Raw genomic sequence first — 15,904 nt, 5'->3', positions numbered from 1 at the left:
AGGGGGAGAGATGAGCACACTCACCGACCGACCGCACACCGCCCTGCTCGTCGTCGACGTGCAGAACGGGGTCGTCGCCGGGGCGTACCGGCGTGACGACGTCGTCGCCAACGTGGCCGCCCTGGTGCGGCGGGCCCGCCAGGAGGGGGTGCCCGTCGTCTGGGTGCAGCACTCCGACTCCCGGCTCGTCCGGGGCGGGGACGACTGGCGGATCGTCCCCGAACTGGTCCCGGCCGACGCCGAGCCGCTTGTCGAGAAGCTCTACGGCGACTCCTTCGAGGACACCGAGCTGGAGTCGGTGCTGGCCGGGCTGCGCGTCGGGCGGCTCGTGGTGGTCGGTGCGCAGACCGACGCGTGCGTCCGGTCGACCCTGCACGGCGCGCTGGTGCGGGGCTACGACACCACGCTGGTCGGCGACGCCCACACCACGCAGGACCGCACGCAGTGGGGCGCGCCACCGCCCGAGCAGGTCGTCACGCACACCAACCTCTACTGGTCGTACCAGAAGGCCCCGGGGCGCACGGCGGGCACGGTCGGGACGAAGGACGTCGACTTCGCCACGACGGACTGACCCACCCCGCGGGTCAACGCAGCGGGTCGTGGCCCCAGTTCATCAGCGACCAGCGCCACTTCGTGTCCCGGACGTCGCCGGCCGGTCGCTGCGCCAGGTGCCGGTGCACGTAGCCGATCACCTTGCGCATGTGCTGGTAGTCGGCGGCGGACAGTTCGGCCCGCTTGCGGCGCAGCAGGTCGACGATCCGCCGGCCCGACGAGTGCCCCACCGACTCGCCGCCACCGGCCCGGCCACCCTTGTGCCAGCCGACCTGTTTGGACTCGGGCGTCTGCAACCAGGAGGACAGCTCCCCGGGTTTCATGTTCACCGCCTCGGTGAACTCCCGGTAGGTCTGCTGCGGGTCGTCAGCTCGGCTCATGGCGCAACGCCTCCGGCCGGTGGGCGACGTCCCGTCCCGAGTCGTCGTTGCGGATGCGGTACCGCGGGTCGTCCGGGGCGGCGTTCACCGCGCGCCCCCGGACGTGCGTGCGCTCGGTCAGCTCCTCCTGCACCACGCCGTGGGCGCGACCGCTGTGGCTGGCCCAGGAGACATGGTCACCCCGTCGAAACCGCTGCTCGGCCATGGTCGCCGGGTACCCGACGGCACTGCCCCGAAACAACGCGCCCGGCCGGCCCGCCGCCGACGGACCGGTCGGCGGGGCGCGGTGCCGGCCGGTCCAGTGCTTGCCGGTCCAGCGCTTGCCGGTCCAGGGCCTGCTGGTCCGGTACCGGGCCGGTCAGGTACCGGGCCGGTCAGGTGGTGGCCGGCTTCTCCGTGACGAAGATGGCGGTGCCGGGAAAGAGCCGCCCGCGCAGCGGGCTCCACTGCCCCCAGGTCTCCCGATGGCCGGCCGGCCACTCCGGTTCCACCAGGTCGAGCAGGCGGAAGCCGGCACCGACCAGTTCGCGGATCCGGTCGCCGAGGGTCCGGTGCTGCTCCACGTAGCTGGCCATCCCCCGCTCGTCCTGCTCGACGTAGGGGGAGCGGTCGAAGTACGAGTGCACGGCGGTCAGCCCGCCCTCGCCGGGGTCGTCCAGGAAGACCCAGCGCATCGAGTGGGTATGATCTTGCTAGTATCTACTCATGACGCTGTTGAGCAGCCAGGACCGACGCGCCGCGATCTGCCTCCGTCTCTCTGACGATCCGCACAAGGGCACCAGCCGCGAGGGTGAAGGCATCGCGCGCCAGGGGGAAGACTGTGATGCCCACGCGGAGTACAACAGGTGGCCCGTGGCGCATCGGCTCGTTGACAACGACAAAACCGCGCTCCGCCGTCGGCCCGGCTTCGAGGGGCTGTTGAGGCTCATCGCGTCCGGTGAGATCAGCGTGGTCATCGCGTGGTCGAGTGAGCGACTGTTGAAGACAAAGACGGACGAGTATCGGTTCTACGAGACGTGTCTTGCCGCGCCTCACCCGGTGATCGTCTCCTACGCTCGCGGGATGACGTTCGACCTCTCGACGCCGCAGGGGCGCAAGTTCTTCGACAACGCGGCGAGTGACGCCCGGTACGAGACGGAGTTGAAGTCCGAGCGCCAGAAGCGGGCCAACCGGCAGCACGCCGAGAAGGGACGCCCGGCCCCCGGCCCCCGGCCGTTCGGGTACGAGCCTGACCGCGTGACGTTGCGGGAGAAAGAGGCCGAGGCGGCGAAGGACGTCTACCGGGCGATCCTTGCCAAGGGCAACCTCGCGTCCCAGGTCCGAGCGCTGAACGATGCCGGACTACGTACCGGGCAGGGGAACCTGTGGCGAACGGAGACGCTACGCAAGTGGCTTACCAGCCCGCGCAATGCCGGCTTGCGTTCGCACCGGGGCGAGGTGGTGACCAAGGCAGCCTGGCCGGGCCTGGTGGATGAGGCCACGTGGCGGGCGGTCAAGAGCATCCTGGAGAACCCGGCGCGTAGGAGAACCGGCAAGTCCGCCAAGGGGCTGAACACCGGGCTTGCGCGCTGTGGCGTCTGTGACGACACCGTCAACATGAGCGGCCAGTCGAAGACCGGAGCCAAGAACTACACCTGTCGCACCGGGAAGCACGTCAGTCGAGCAGTGGAGCCGGTGGACGAGTTGGTGAGCGATGTTGTCATCGCCCTCATCGAGCGAGACGGCGCTGACTTGCTCGTCGACCACGAGCGGCCCGACGTGGACGCGCTCCGTGAAGAGTTGGAGGCAACCCGGGTCCTGCTCAAGCAACTCGGCATCGACTACGCCAAGAAGCGCATTCCAAGGGCAACAATGCTTGCCGGGACCGAGGCTGCCGAGGCGGACATTGCCGAGATCGAGGCGAAGATGGCAGACGCTGGCCGGGTTGACGTTCTTGGCCCGGCCATTGCCGCCCCGGACGTACGGGCGTGGTGGCACTCCGACGAGGTTACCAACGACCAGCGCCGCCAGATCATCGCAACGCTCATGGACGTCGCCATCCTGCCAGCAGTCCGGGGGCGGAAAGGGTTCGACCCCACGACTGTTCGGATCACGCCGAAGAAGTCGACGAGGCCGACGAGCTCAGCTTGCCGCTGAGGGTCTAACTTTGGTCGGCCACCGAGAGGCATCGATCGGGGCAAGCCACGCGGGATCGTCGCCCCGTCAGGGAGCCGCGACTTTTGCTGCGTTGTCCACTCGGAGTCGGAAAGCCGACAATCGATGAAGCATCGTTGCAAGGTGCTTCTATATCACTTCTAATTGCTGTATTCATGCTAGATGGATTTCGATGTTGCCGAGACCGCTGCTTCCGTGATGCCTTACGTGACCGCTGCCGTGACAGCATATGGAGTCAGCACCCTTGACAAGGTTCGAAGCACGGTGATCGAGGGTGCTTCTGACGCTACGATTGGTGTTGGGCACCACATTCTCAATCGCCTACTCCGCAGAGAGCAGTCCCGGCAGGTAATCGAAGGGGCCGTAACCGACATTGCGGCGGGGGAAGAGGGCGGAGACATCGCGCTGCAATTGCAGATCAGAAAAGCAATGGCGGCCGATCCCGATCTTGCACGAGAGATTGCGCACTTGCTGCCACAGGGCAACAACTTTCAGCGATACGCCATCCAGCAGCAGACCAATTCCGGCTCGGGTAGCATTATCAATGGAAACAACTTCGGGAGCATCAATCCAACCTCCGGGGCGGCGGTCCAATGGTAGCCTCTAACCCGGAATGGGAATTGCCTTCGAGTCAGACAGTTTCCGGCTCCGGCTCCATTGTTAATGGTCACAACTTCGGCCGCATAGAGATGGTGGACAGTAAGACTAAGGCCGTCCTGGACAAGATCTCGCATGATGCACCCAAGCTAGGTACGCTTCTAACGAAAGCGCTGCGAGACGGGGTAATTTCGCCTGACACCGCCCTAGCCCTCAGTGCGGCGGCGCATAACATTAACGCCGATGTTGCGGAAGCCCTCTGGGCGGCCAGCCGTAGCATTAACGTCGACGTTGCCGAGATGCTCATCGTCTCATCAAACAGCATTAACATGGAGGTTGCCTCAACCATCTCCAGGGCTGCTGGCGACCTCGAAAGAATCCCCGAAGGGCTCCGGAATATTGCTGCGGAGATGCGCGAGATCACTGCCGAGATGCACACGGCGGCTCAGGAAATCAGGGAGCTACTCGGCGCTGTTCAGGCGCACGGAGATTTTGATAGCAGCATCTCGGCCATTCTTGGCGCATCCGAGAATCTCGCCATGGCTGCTAGTCGCGTCGCTCCACAGCCTAAGCCCGGACGCTTCTTATTGGGCATATTCGTAGGTGTTCTATTGGTCGTTGTTGCCCTCGGCTTCTACGCCCACGGCGGTAAAGTCGCATAGTGTGTGATCTGGTAGCGAAGATTGTGGCTTTCGAATGATGAGCGCAAGTGTGGAGCGTTGTTCCTCAGTCAATGGAGGCCACCTATCGAGCAGTTTTCGCACATGCTCGACGTAGCGCTGCTGTCGTCTACCCGCAGAATCACCAGGCAACCCGTAAACGCGGCGCGTTGTACGGGTGGGGGTGGTTTCAAGGCCCATCAGGCTCACCCCCCATGCGCGCGTCGTGCGCCGCCTCCCGAGCGGCTTGCAGGTCATCAGCGATGGCATCGGCGAACATGGCTTGTCCAGGCGTGTGACCGTTGCCGGTATAGGTCCACTGCTTGTCGGTGATGGTGTTCGGAGAGTCGGGCAAACGTTCCTCGGTCTGGTCGCGGCGGTGTTCCTCCCTCGCGGCGCGTAGTGCGGTGTAGGTGGTGGAGTAGGCCCGGCTTTTGCTGGCGATGTGGCCTCGGTAGCCGAGCTGATGCGCCCACCGCCGCAGGTTGAGGGCCTTGTATTCCTGCCGTCTGCCAAGCCTCCAGCAGTTGCGGATGAGCGTGCGTGCGTGCTCGGTGAGGGGAAGAACTGAGATCGTGATGGCGTCGCGGATGGGGCGGTCCACGGTGATGCCGGCGACATCGGGTTTGGTGACGTACTTGGCGATGTAGGAGGCCACGGCTCGTTCGGTGAGGTCGTCGCCGTGGTGGCCGGGGAGGATGGGTCGGACATCGAGTTGTGCGCCGAACCGGAGGATGGTGTCCAGGCCGGGCACGGTCAGGTGGACGCGGCGGGTGGCGGTGCGGATGGTCTGGATCAGCAGTGGCAGTGTTGCCCAGGCTGGCGGTGGGGTGGCAGGTGTGGGGCCGTCGAAGCGCATGACGGCGTGGAAGTGGACCGACCCGCGTCGCTGGTACTCGGCCACTTTGGCGTAGGCGATGCGGACTGTCTTGCGTGCGACGGTGCGGGAGATGCCCCGCGACGATGCGATGGCTTCGTACAGGTTGCGGTGCAGGCGTTGCCAGAGTTCGCGGGTGTGCGCGTTCCAGAGCACGGCGGCCGGGTAGTCGTAACAGTCGCCGCAGATCGGGGAACCGGTGAGCGGATCGTCAGTTGCGTGGCGGTCGAGGCACCACAGGGGTCGGCCGTGGGTGCAGACGAGGCCGCGATGTGGGCGGGGCGGCCGGCAGGGCTTGTCGGTGGTGTGCCGGTGGACGGGGCCGAAGCTGGGCGCGGTGAAGGTGACGAAGACGCGCGGGTGCGTCCGTACGGTGTCGGGGACGGACTTGCCTCCGGCGAGCCCGGACACGACGAGTTGGTACGTGTCGCCCTGGTGCAGGCGGGCGCAGGGTTCGCAGCGGGATTGGCGGCGGTTGCCGCAGGCGATGGTGAGTCGGCCGTGTGGTTGTTCGGCGCTGGTGAAGGCGTCCACCAGGCGGCCGGTGGTGGCGTCCACGGTCAGGGTGTGGCCGACGAGGTGGACGGGGTGTTGGCAGCCGCCGATGTGGCGGATGCGGGCGAGCCATGCCCGGAAGTCGGGGTGGGTGGCGGTGGCCAGGATTTCTCGGTCGGTGAAGGTCAACCGTTGCAAATCTCCATTTGAGTCACTTTCGCGCATGGGAATCCTCATTCGAAAAATCTCGGGTGGCAGATTTCGCCGAAATTGTCGGAGTCAAACTCCGACAATCGACCACCTTTCATGTTGAACGGGTTCGCCAATAACCTTCATTCAAGGCGCGGGGACGTCTTTCGATTAAGGGCCCAGATTTCCCGCGCGCCCATCCCTGATGTCAAGGTGAACGGCGATCGGCTGCACGGCTGTTGTCGAACACCGTCGAAGGAAGAAGAGGCGATGGTCAAACGGTTCGTAAGACTGCTACTCGCCGCAATGCTGGTGGCTGCCGGTGGGCTCACCGTGAGCGCCGCTCCCGCAGTCGCAGGCTCCCGACCGAGCACGACTACGAAGGCGTACACCGAAGCCGAGACCGCAACCGGGACGGACCAGTGCTCCAGTCCGGTGAGCGCACGGAAGGGTGCGTGGATCTGCCCGGACACGTCGAAGGTCCGAGCCAATGGCGGAACGTGCTCGGTGCTCGGGTGCTGGTACTACGTCGCGAACTACTGGGCCGAGTTCAGCGGCGATGGCATCTACGGCTACAACGGCACCACGTTGGGCAGTACCGAGTTCTTCATCGAGGTGAAGTTCAGCGGAGGCACCACTACGTCGAAGCCATTCCAGTTCGAGTCGACACGCGGCACGAAGCAGGTCCGGGCGTCGGGTGAGCGGCTGTACTTCAGCAGCGCCCACCCCGAGGGCTACCCCGTGAGCGGGGGTTCGACGTTGCAGACCTGGAGCGGTGGCCCGTATGGGGCCGGGGCCTTGGTGAGCTGCTTCGGATCAGGCGGCTACATCGCCTATGAGAGCACCGTCGCTCATGCCGGAGTGGCCCACCAGTTCGACTGGACGGACCCGTCCAGCTCGTACCCGGGCCGCTGGTACACCTTCGTCAACAGCCCGAAGTTCCACCGCAACTCCGCCGGGGCGTACAACCTGGACGACCCGCCGCAGATGGGCAGCGCCTGGTACGGCTCGGGGTGGAGTCCGTCCTGACGCACCCGAGACAAGCGGTACATGAATAACACCAGAGGGTCGAGCCCCGCGTGACCAAGAAAATGATCACGCGGGGCTCGATCCGCTTCGCGGTTCGGATCTCAGTCAGTCCGGTAGTATCCGCCACATGGAGCAACCTCGCCGCCGCACGAATGCCTATTATCTTCCACCCGAGATTCGTGACGAAGAAATCGCGCCCGCGCAGGTAATAACCGATCCCCGCCCCGGGCACGGCACGGTCTACATACATAAAGGCCGCAACCTGGAACGGGAAATAGTCTGGGCTGCCACTTGGGTGGACGAGATGCCAGGTGGCCAGACGGCCGGGGTGGCGGGAATCGAAGGCACTCGCGACGAGGTTCTGAGGTGGGCGAGGTCGCGTCCGGCGGCGGCGCTCGTGGTACCGGTTGAACGGGAACCGTACTGGATTCCGGCACCCGACAATGACGACGATATTGATATTTAGGCTGGGTCAGCCTCGTTGGCATTTCTCCCTTCACGGATTCGGCGGGGTCAGCCCTGATAGTCGCGGTGCCAGGTGTGCTGTCGCGTTGATGACGGTGTCCAGGGTTTCTGGTGGCAGGTAGACCGAGCGGGCACGAATCCACCCGGCCTCACTGGCGGTGGTGACCGCGATGCCCTTCGCGGCGGGGTCGATCTGCTGGGCGGCTTCCACCGCATCGGGGTAGAGGTCACCTAGCGTCATGTCGACGGTTTCCTCGTCGTTGACGCGTAGGCAGATCCGTCCGGCGAGTTGGGCGCGTAGTGCGGTCACGCCGGGGCCGAGGTCGGAGCCGACCCGTTGCCCGGCCACGACCAGGTGCACGCCGAGGGCCGCGCCGAGTTGCGCCAGCCGGAGAAGGTTCGTCGTGGCCCGGAGGGCTTCGTCCTTGTCGGCCCGTGAAGCGACAAGGTACAGCTCGGCCAACTCGTCGACCACGACGATCACCGGAACGGGTCGCAGGGCCGGCGGGAGTTGCCAGATGTTGCGTGCCCCGTGCTGGCGGCACAGACGCATCCGTTGTTGTGTCTCCGTGACGAGTTGGGCCAGGACATCGGCCGCTTCCGCCCGGTCCGTGGCGAGCGCGGACAGGCGGGGTGCGTGGGGTGCGAGTTCCATGCCGCCTTTGCAGTCGATGCCGACCAGCGCGATCGGTCGGGTCGCCCACCGGGCCACGGCCGCGTTGATGAGCGTGCTCTTGCCCGACTGGGTCGCCCCGGTGATGAGCCAGTGCGGGAAGGTGACCAGGTCGATCACCCAGGGTCGGCCGTCTTCCCGGTGACCGACGTTCGCCGCCAGGTCGCCCGGAACAGCCGTCGTACCGGCCCCGGTGACGACAGTCGGGGCGGTGCTGGCCGCTTCCTCGATGGCGGCTTCTCTGCCGGAGTGGGGCGTCCCCGCAGCCGATGCCGGGGTGGGACCGGTGGCCCAGTCGGCGGGATCGTCGCGATGGTTGGTGGTGAGGGGGTCGGCGGTGAGGATGGTCAACCGGACCCGGCCGCGTTGCCTCGGGTCGACCCGGACGGCGTGGACGCGCCATGCGTGGGACATCGCCTCCGCCGCGTTGACGAACGGCTCGGGGATCTGCCCGGGGTGCAGCAGGATCACCGCCGTCGCGCCGAACGTTCGGGGTCGGATGCGGGTCAGGAGCGGCAGGACCGGCATGATCGGTCGGCCCTTGACGACCAACGGCCCGAGTTGTCCGGTGGTCGGCCGGTCGGTGCCGGTCAGATCGGCGTTGAGGCAGAGGTGCCGCCAGGAGAGCCGCATCCGTATCCGCATCAGCGGGAACCCGACCACGTACCAGTGCACGCGGGGTGCCAGCCGGTGGAGCAGCCGCGACATGACGGCCAGCAGCACGAGGGCGGCGACCACGGCCAACACGGCGGTGATGATGGTGGGTAGCCATGCCTGGAGCCGTTCCAGGGTGACCCCCGGGAAACGCGGCGTGAAGCCGGGAATCCCGGGGGTCATCGATGGTGACGGCGCAGGCATCGGCGGTGGTGCCAATGCCGGCGGCATCAGTCAGTCCTCCGTTCGGATCATCGGGTGGTGGGTGGCGTAGTCGGACTCGTCGGCGTAGGTGCCGTTCAGGTCCAACCCGTGGGCCAGGACGCCGGCCAGCCAGCGGCACCGCGCCGCCATCTCACCGAGGTAGCCGGCCAGTTCCGCGACCAGGCGGGACCGGTCAGCCGGCGGCGCGGACTCGATCGCGTCGGTCAGGCCGCCGACGTCGGAGGCCATGAGCCGGATCACGTCCAGTTCGCTGGTGCCGGGCCGGTCATCGGCCCAGGTCGCTTCGGCGGCGGTCATGCGGTGCCCTTAGCGCCGCGCTCCCGCTGGGGCGGACCCGGCACCACACCGGGCGAGGAAGCACCGCCGGCCGCGTTGCCGGGTCGCTTCGGGTAGATCGATGCGGCCTTGTAGGACAGGCCGTGTCGGCCCTCGATCTCCCACGGCGACACGTCCAGCTCGGTCACACCGACCGGGCTTCCCTCCGTGACGCCTTCGGGCTGGGCGGAGGTCTGCACGTCGATGACCGACGCCTTACGGGTGCCTGCTCGGCGTACCGCGATCCCGGTCACCCACAGGTGGTTACCGTCGCGGTCCTTGCGTTGTTCGCCGTCGAGGTCAGTCTTCGGTTCGGGTGCGGCCACGCAGAGCAGGCCGGACAGACGAGAAAGATCAACAGGAATGCTGTTCACGAAAAGCTCCAAAGACAAGGGGTTTGGTTAAGTGGTGCAGGTTGTGCGGTGGTACAGGTGGTGCCCGATCGGGACAGTGGCAGCGGAGCGGGCCATCAGGGCGGGCCGCGACTCCGGCAAGTCGGCACGAGGCACGACCGGATCGGTGCGGTGACGGTGGCGCAGGCGTGACGGGGCATGACGAACCTCCAGACAGACAGGCGAGAACGGATGACGCCGCCCGAGGACCGGACGACTTCGACGCGACCCGCACGAGCGGACGGCCGAGCGGGATCGGCGTAGACGCTCGCGCACCCGGGTTCCGGCGATCAGGGCCAGAACGACGGAGGCGCGAGGGCAGCAGGGTCAACACCCGGGAAGCCGGGGTGCGTACGAGTTTCCCTACTTGGTCAAGATGCGGGATCGGCAGGGCCGATCCCGCGAAGAAGGAAGGGAGGAAAGGGCGTGGGCGGGGTCGGGGGCTGCGGCCTTCGGCCGGTCCCCCGCCCCGCCCCAGAAGGAAGCAGAGCGCACAGGACACCGGCGATGACCAGCAGACACAGCGATCCGACGTCGGGACCCAGACGGCGAACCCTGAGCACGGACACACGCCACCCCGCCACCGACCACAGCGGCGACGGCGCAAGCCGACAGCGACCACACCCGGCGGGACTGGGCACGAGCCGAATGGCAGCCGTCGTCAGGACGCCAGGCACCACGTCGCCACCCCACCTCACCGAAGCGGCCAACATAGGCCAGAACCCGCAGGCCGCGATACCCCGACGCCACCGACGCCGCCGGGCACAGCAGCGGTCCGGCTTTGAGGTGCTGCCGCGCCGGCAAGCCGGCTTGCCCCCGAATACCGGGCTGAGCAACGCAGACACCAAGCCGGCAGGCCAGGGGGCTACCGCCGGTTACGCGCCGTCTGGCATCGCTAGCCTTCCCTCCCTCCCGAGTGACGCCGCCCCACACGGGTGCTCTCACTTATAAGAGGGGACCGTTCCGGGGCCTAATATTCCAAGATCAACAATTGCCTCGATGCTTGGCGAAGATTTTTTCTGGCCTCCGCGTACGCTCGTGAGATCAAGGTCAGGCCGGTGAGGGTGCCGGTCCGGCTGTCGGTGTGGAGTCGGGCGACGGCGAGCGCTCGCGGTGGGGGCCACGCAAACGGCATGGCAGCCGCACGCGATCCTTCGTACGCTTGTGCGACTCCCGGCTGTCCGCAGCACGCCGGGGGCCGCACAGGGGTCAGTGTCGATCCCGGCCCCACCGCCGACAGGCGGCCCGGCGTGTCCCACCCAGCCCACGGCGACGTTGGGAGGACACGAACCCGTGCCCGAACACCGAGTGCCCACAAGGCACCTTTACGGCATCGTTCTGCCCGGCCACCTCAAGTTCCGGACGCCACCTGCCACCGACGAGCCGCCCGACCTGGTGACGGCGCTCGCCAAGGAAAAGAAGCTGCCCGCCGGGCGGGTCCTGGCCGCAGCTATGACCGTCCACCGGGTCGGCGTGCCGATGGGATTGATTACCGGCACCGACGACAGCCGCTCGGCCCGCGCGGACGAGGTGCTCCGCCACATGTTGTCAGAGGGCACCGCCCCAGAGACGAAAGACCAGGTGTGGCGGCACATCATCACCCAGGTCCGCGACGACCCCGACAACCGCGAGGACTGGAACCTCTACGCCCTCGGCGTCGCCGCCCCCGGAATCCTCACCCGCGCTGTCCGGCTCGCGCTACCAGACGAACACGACCCCGACGAACGCTTCGGCAAAGCGCAGTTCGTGCTGATCGTCGCTCTTCTCGAACGGATTCAGGCCACCGTGACCACCGCGGCCGGTCACACCCGATGGCGGCTGGACATCGACCGACCCAACGTGTTCTCCCGGCTTCTCGGCGGCGCGTACGACCACGCCAGCGGACGCACCGAACACCGACGCAAGCAACGCACCCGCCGCCACGACGAAACCGCAGCAGAGCACCAAGCCCGCATCGCGCGCCTCAAAGAGGAACAGCCCCGCGAGGTGCCCATGGGGGACAGCGAGATCAACGCCCGTGCCGCCGAGCGTCAGCCCGACCCCGACCCCCGAGGCATTGACGCTGTCATAGCCCGCCTACAGGAGTACGTCGCGCAGTCCGCGCGGATGCCGGCCGCGTATCGCATCGACGCCACCAACGCCGAACTACTCGCCCGCACCTACCTCGGAGGCGAACCGCTCGGCCAGGTCGCCGCCGAGCTGAACCTGTCGCAGAGCAACGCGTCCAAACGCCGCGCGACCGCCGTTCGGCAGCTCCGACGCGTCATCGCCGCCAACAAGAGCGATCCCCGCCAACAGCCGCACAGCTAGGCGCCGGAGTCCGGCCGTCCGTGGGTGCGGGACCTCATCCACGGACGGCCGGGGTCACCCTCACCCGACCGGAGTAACCGGCGAAGCGTGCTTGTCCCCGCCCCAGCCGTAGCGGGCTGCCTCCGCTACCACCCGCGTCACTGCCCCTTCGATCAACTCCCGCGACTCCGCGTCGTCTTCGATCCGCCACCCGTAGCGGGAAGCCGAATCCAGGAAGACCACGATCGCGTCCACCACCGGACTGATCCGGACCACCAGCGACCACGACGGCCCATGAACCCGCAGCACCACCCCACCGGAGCCGGAGTCGACCCGCAGCACCCCAGGCCCGCCGCGCTCCACCACACCGGGAGCATCCGACAGGGGTTGCCGCATCGCGGGATCATCGCCCACCCGCGACGGCATCACCCGTTGCGCGATCACGTCCGCCTCACCGTGCCACACCCCGCGCGGCAGCGGGTTCACCAACGCGTCGCACACCTGCTCCGCCAGCGCCCGACGCCGCCGCGCCGCCTCCGACAGCCCTTCCGGCTCCGCTGCCAGCTCGGCGAACGGCATCGCCGGATCACCCACCGGCAGCACCATCATCGGCGTGTCCTCGCCGGCCGCTTGAGCCCGCCACACCTCATCGTGGATGGCCGCAATCCGCGCGTTGTAGAGATCATCAGCCCACGTCGCCCAGGCCGCCCGAGCGCGCGGCTTCGGCAGCGCCCAGCGCGAGGAACGCAAGCGCCGACGCGCTGCCAGCCGAGCCCAGGCGGTCCGGCGGACGGGCGAAATGCGGTACATAAAATACAGCTTGGCACAGTCGCAGTTGGCCCAGCGACAGTTGACCTTCCGCGAGTAGCTGTCGACGGTCAAGGCCCCACAATTCGGGCTACACCCGTCGGTGACCCACCCCACCCCGCTCATCCCCGCACGGTAGGTTCACCTTGTGCTTCCGATGACCTTGCAGGAGATCGCGGCCGTTGTCGGCGGAGCCGTCTACGATGCTCCCGGAGTGGTGACGGTGACGGCCCCGGTGGTGTTCGACAGCCGGCGCGTGGAGCCCGGCGGGATGTACGTGGCGTTGCCCGGTGAGCGCGTCGACGGGCACGACTTCGCCGCCCAGGCGATCGGGGCTGGTGCGGCGGGAGTGCTGGCGTCGCGGCCGGTCGGGGTGCCGACGGTGGTCGTCGAGGATGTTCCGGCCGCGTATGGGCGGCTGGCCCGCGCGGTGGTGGACCGGTTGCCGCAGACCACGGTGATCGGGGTGACCGGATCGGTGGGCAAGACCTCGACCAAGGACATCCTTGCCCAGGTTCTCCCCACCTGGGGTGAGACGGTGGCCAACCGGGCGTCGAACAACAACGAACTGGGGTTGCCGTACACGGTCACCCGCGCCACCGCCGACACGCGGTATCTCGTGTTGGAGATGGGAGCGCGCGGCATCGGTCACGTGGCCTACCTGACCCGTATCGCCCCGCCCACGATCAGCGTCGTGACCCGCGTTGGGCACGCGCACCTTGGCGAGTTCGGGTCGGTGGAGAACATCGCCCAGGCCAAGGGCGAGATCGTGGAAGCCCTGCCCGACGCCCACGACGGCGGGTTGGCGGTGCTCAACGCCGACGACGCGTTGGTGGCGGCCATGGCGAGCCGCACCAGCGCCCGCGTGCTGACCTACGGCATCGACAACCCGGCCGACGTGCGTGCCGAGAACCTGACCATGGACGAGCTGGGCCGCGCCGGCTTCCGGCTGACCTATGACGGCCAGGCCGCCGAGGTGCGGTTGCGTCTCTACGGGCTGCACCAGGCATCCAATGCCTTGGCCGCCGCCACCGTCGCGCTCGGGCTCGGCCACCCCATCGAGGCGGTAGCCGACGCGGTATCGCACGCCGAGGCGGTGTCGCCGGGCCGGATGCAGGTCACCACCCGGGACGACGGCGTGACGATCATCAACGACGCCTACAACGCCGCCCCCGACGCCATGCGCGCCGCGTTGTGCGCCCTTCAGGCGATGACCGGGGACGGTCGGCGGGCGGTCGCGGTGCTGGGTGAGATGGCGGAGCTGGGCGAGCACGCCGCCCACGTGCACCGGGAGATCGGGCAGCAGGTAGCCGAGATCGGGGCCGGATGGCTGGTGGCGATCGGCGGAGCCGACGCCGCCCAGTACGCGGACGGAGCTGCCAGCAACGGCACGACGGTGGATCGGGCAGCGACCGTGGCCGAGGCGTGGGAGTTGCTCCGTGACGGGCTACGGCCCGGGGATGTCGTGTTGGTCAAGGCAGCCAACAGCGCCGGGCTCCTCGCGCTCGCGGACAAGCTGATCGAGGAACCCGGCGCTGTCACCGCCTGACAGGGGAAGGACTCAGGCGGACAGAGCCACCTCGGATCTGCTGCTCAGGGCGTCCAGGATCGCGGCAGCGTAGCCGGACACGTCACCGGTCCCCATCGTGAGCACCACGTCACCCCGCCCGGCCTTGGAGGCGATCACCCGGGCCGCATGGTCGGGTCCGAGGGGCATGCAGCAGTCACCCTCGCACAGCCGGGCCAGAATTGCCGTGGTGTCCGCCAGAGGTCCGCCGTCCGGCACCGTGCCGTGCACGTCGAGCAGCAGGACGTGATCGGCCTTGTCCGCGAGAATCCCGCCGATCCGATCTCCGAACGCCAGGACGCGGGCATGTCCGGACGGCTGGAACACCACGAACACCCGCCCCCGGGCCAGGGTCCGCGCGCCCTCCAGGTCGGCGGCGATCTCGTTCGGGTGATCGGCGTACGAGTCGATCAACGTCACCCCGGCCCGGGTGTCGATGTGCTCGAACCGGCGGCGCACCCCGCCGAAGGTGCACACCGCCCCGGCCACCTCGGCGGGGTCCAGACCCAAGGCCACCGCACACGCCATGACCGCCGCCGCATTGTCCAGGTGGTGCGCCGCCGGGGTCGGCAGAGTCAGCCGCACCTCCGTACCGTCCGGCATCCGCACCGTCGCCGACGCGCTCCACCCCTCGGCGTGCACGTCCAGGAGCCGCACGTCCGCCGCCCGGTCCCGGCCGTACCGCAACACCGTCAGGTCGGGACGCTCGTCCGCGATGACCTCGGCGGCCACGGTCGCACCGACGCAGTCGGCGTTGACGATCAGGAACCCGTCCGGCGCGATCCGGCAGCCGAACCCGACGTAGGCCCGCAGCACGTCGGCGTGGCTGACGAAGTTCTCCGGGTGGTCGTCGGTCACGTTCGTGATGACCGCCAACGACGGGGAGAGGAAGTGGAACGACCGGTCCGACTCGTCGGCCTCCGCGACCAGCAGCCGGGACCGACCGAGGTGCGCGCCGGAGCCCGCCCCGGTCAGGTCAGCACCGATCAGGTACGTCGGGTCCTCCCCGAGGGTGCGCAGGACGTGAGCGAGCATGGCGGCCGTGGTGGACTTGCCGTGCGACCCGGACACCGCCACCAACCGGCGCGCGGCGGCCAACATGTCGAGCACCTGCGCCCGGTGCACCACCGGGATACCGGCGACGCGGGCCGCGCGAACCTCCGGCGTGCACTTCGCAACCGTGGTGTACACCACGCAGCTTGCGCCCTCGATCTGCGCCGCGTCGTGGCCCACGTACACCCGCACACCGGCCGTACGCAACGCCGCGACGGTGGCCGAGTCGCGGACGTCGCTGCCGCTGACCTGGTGGCCCAGCTCGGCCAGCAGCCGGGCCAGGCCGGACATCGCGGACCCGCCCACGCCCACGAAGTACGGACGAGACAGGTCGATAGGGCCGGAGTACGCCTCGATGGTCGGGTTACCAGTGATCGTGTCGGTCATGATGCCGTGACTCCTTCGATAGAGCTGACGGATTGGTGCCACAAGCTGACGTGCGAGGGGGTCCACTCCTTTCCATCGGTGATTCGTTGCGCGCGGCCGAGCCGGCCACGGTCCCGGGGTGGCTCGCCCGGGGGTCCGCGTCGCC

15 protein-coding genes and 2 pseudogenes are annotated in these 15,904 nt (G+C 68.0%); 8 read left to right on the top strand and 9 right to left on the bottom strand.

Annotation, left to right across the window (positions count from 1 at the left end; translation table 11 throughout):
* Nucleotides 1-10 precede the first annotated feature (10 nt).
* Complete coding sequence (locus Q2K16_RS10705) at nt 11-571, top strand: isochorismatase family protein (RefSeq protein WP_302745107.1); 561 nt, start codon at nt 11-13, stop codon at nt 569-571.
* Between the two features lie 16 nt (nt 572-587).
* Here the strand turns inward: Q2K16_RS10705 and Q2K16_RS10700 are convergent.
* From Q2K16_RS10700 to Q2K16_RS10690, 3 genes and pseudogenes are all read right to left on the bottom strand, one after another.
* Nucleotides 588-932, bottom strand: a pseudogene (locus tag Q2K16_RS10700) (DUF3140 domain-containing protein); the annotation flags it as partial.
* On the bottom strand, nt 919-1,137 hold the full coding sequence (locus Q2K16_RS10695) for a hypervirulence associated TUDOR domain-containing protein (protein WP_302745105.1): 219 nt from the start codon (nt 1,135-1,137) through the stop codon (nt 919-921). The pseudogene Q2K16_RS10700 and the gene Q2K16_RS10695, both read right to left, overlap by 14 nt.
* Before the next feature lie 169 nt (nt 1,138-1,306).
* Nucleotides 1,307-1,615, bottom strand: a pseudogene (locus Q2K16_RS10690) (SAM-dependent methyltransferase); the annotation flags it as partial.
* Between the two features lie 22 nt (nt 1,616-1,637).
* On the opposite strand from Q2K16_RS10690, the gene Q2K16_RS10685 reads away from it, so the two are divergent.
* From Q2K16_RS10685 to Q2K16_RS10675, 3 genes are all read left to right on the top strand, one after another.
* The gene (locus Q2K16_RS10685; protein WP_302745104.1) at nt 1,638-3,068 is read left to right on the top strand and encodes a recombinase family protein; all 1,431 of its coding nucleotides are present in this window, start codon (nt 1,638-1,640) and stop codon (nt 3,066-3,068) included.
* Between the two features lie 180 nt (nt 3,069-3,248).
* Nucleotides 3,249-3,686, top strand: a complete 438-nt coding sequence (locus tag Q2K16_RS10680) for a hypothetical protein (RefSeq protein ID WP_302745103.1) — start codon at nt 3,249-3,251, stop codon at nt 3,684-3,686.
* 89 nt (nt 3,687-3,775) lie between these two features.
* The gene (locus Q2K16_RS10675) at nt 3,776-4,345 is read left to right on the top strand and encodes a hypothetical protein (protein ID WP_302745102.1); all 570 of its coding nucleotides are present in this window, start codon (nt 3,776-3,778) and stop codon (nt 4,343-4,345) included.
* Between the two features lie 187 nt (nt 4,346-4,532).
* Here the strand turns inward: Q2K16_RS10675 and Q2K16_RS10670 are convergent, their stop codons facing one another.
* Nucleotides 4,533-5,903, bottom strand: a complete 1,371-nt coding sequence (locus tag Q2K16_RS10670) for a replication initiator (protein WP_302745100.1) — start codon at nt 5,901-5,903, stop codon at nt 4,533-4,535.
* Between the two features lie 507 nt (nt 5,904-6,410).
* Between Q2K16_RS10670 and Q2K16_RS10665 the strand changes: the two genes are divergently transcribed.
* Nucleotides 6,411-6,932, top strand: a complete 522-nt coding sequence (locus Q2K16_RS10665; RefSeq protein WP_302745099.1) for a hypothetical protein — start codon at nt 6,411-6,413, stop codon at nt 6,930-6,932.
* A gap of 127 nt (nt 6,933-7,059) precedes the next feature.
* Nucleotides 7,060-7,398: a hypothetical protein gene (locus Q2K16_RS10660; protein WP_302745097.1), complete on the top strand. Its 339-nt coding sequence runs from the start codon at nt 7,060-7,062 to the stop codon at nt 7,396-7,398.
* Nucleotides 7,399-7,428: 30 nt separating this feature from the next.
* On the opposite strand, the gene Q2K16_RS10655 is transcribed toward Q2K16_RS10660, so the two are convergent.
* From Q2K16_RS10655 to Q2K16_RS10645, 3 genes are read right to left on the bottom strand one after another with little or no spacing between them, the layout of a single operon-like run.
* Nucleotides 7,429-8,907, bottom strand: a complete 1,479-nt coding sequence (locus tag Q2K16_RS10655; protein WP_302745095.1) for an FtsK/SpoIIIE domain-containing protein — start codon at nt 8,905-8,907, stop codon at nt 7,429-7,431.
* Between the two features lie 51 nt (nt 8,908-8,958).
* Nucleotides 8,959-9,246: a hypothetical protein gene (locus Q2K16_RS10650; RefSeq protein WP_302745093.1), complete on the bottom strand. Its 288-nt coding sequence runs from the start codon at nt 9,244-9,246 to the stop codon at nt 8,959-8,961.
* Nucleotides 9,243-9,650: a hypothetical protein gene (locus Q2K16_RS10645; RefSeq protein ID WP_302745092.1), complete on the bottom strand. Its 408-nt coding sequence runs from the start codon at nt 9,648-9,650 to the stop codon at nt 9,243-9,245. The genes Q2K16_RS10650 and Q2K16_RS10645 overlap by 4 nt, the downstream gene beginning before the upstream one ends.
* 1,401 nt (nt 9,651-11,051) lie before the next feature.
* Between Q2K16_RS10645 and Q2K16_RS10640 the strand changes: the two genes are divergently transcribed.
* Nucleotides 11,052-11,966 carry a hypothetical protein gene (locus Q2K16_RS10640; RefSeq protein WP_302745091.1) on the top strand — a complete coding sequence of 305 codons (915 nt, stop codon included), beginning with the start codon at nt 11,052-11,054 and terminating at the stop codon, nt 11,964-11,966.
* A 60-nt stretch (nt 11,967-12,026) separates the two neighbouring features.
* Here Q2K16_RS10640 and Q2K16_RS10635 read toward each other — a convergent pair whose 3' ends face one another.
* Nucleotides 12,027-12,827 (bottom strand): hypothetical protein, encoded by an 801-nt coding sequence (locus Q2K16_RS10635; RefSeq protein WP_302745089.1) that lies wholly within the window; start codon nt 12,825-12,827, stop codon nt 12,027-12,029.
* An 82-nt stretch (nt 12,828-12,909) separates the two neighbouring features.
* Here Q2K16_RS10635 and Q2K16_RS10630 point away from each other — a divergent pair, with 82 nt between their 5' ends.
* Complete coding sequence (locus Q2K16_RS10630) at nt 12,910-14,301, top strand: UDP-N-acetylmuramoyl-tripeptide--D-alanyl-D-alanine ligase (protein WP_302745087.1); 1,392 nt, start codon at nt 12,910-12,912, stop codon at nt 14,299-14,301.
* Between the two features lie 12 nt (nt 14,302-14,313).
* On the opposite strand, the gene Q2K16_RS10625 is transcribed toward Q2K16_RS10630, so the two are convergent.
* A complete protein-coding gene (locus Q2K16_RS10625) occupies nt 14,314-15,759 on the bottom strand; it encodes a UDP-N-acetylmuramate--L-alanine ligase (protein WP_302745085.1) in 1,446 nt (481 codons plus the stop codon).
* Nucleotides 15,760-15,904 lie beyond the last annotated feature (145 nt).

Origin of the sequence: Micromonospora cynarisoli (assembly GCF_030518815.1) — a bacterium.
Taxonomy (GTDB): Bacteria; Actinomycetota; Actinomycetes; order Mycobacteriales; family Micromonosporaceae; genus Micromonospora; species Micromonospora wenchangensis.
This window is presented reverse-complemented; position numbering and strand designations above follow the sequence as displayed.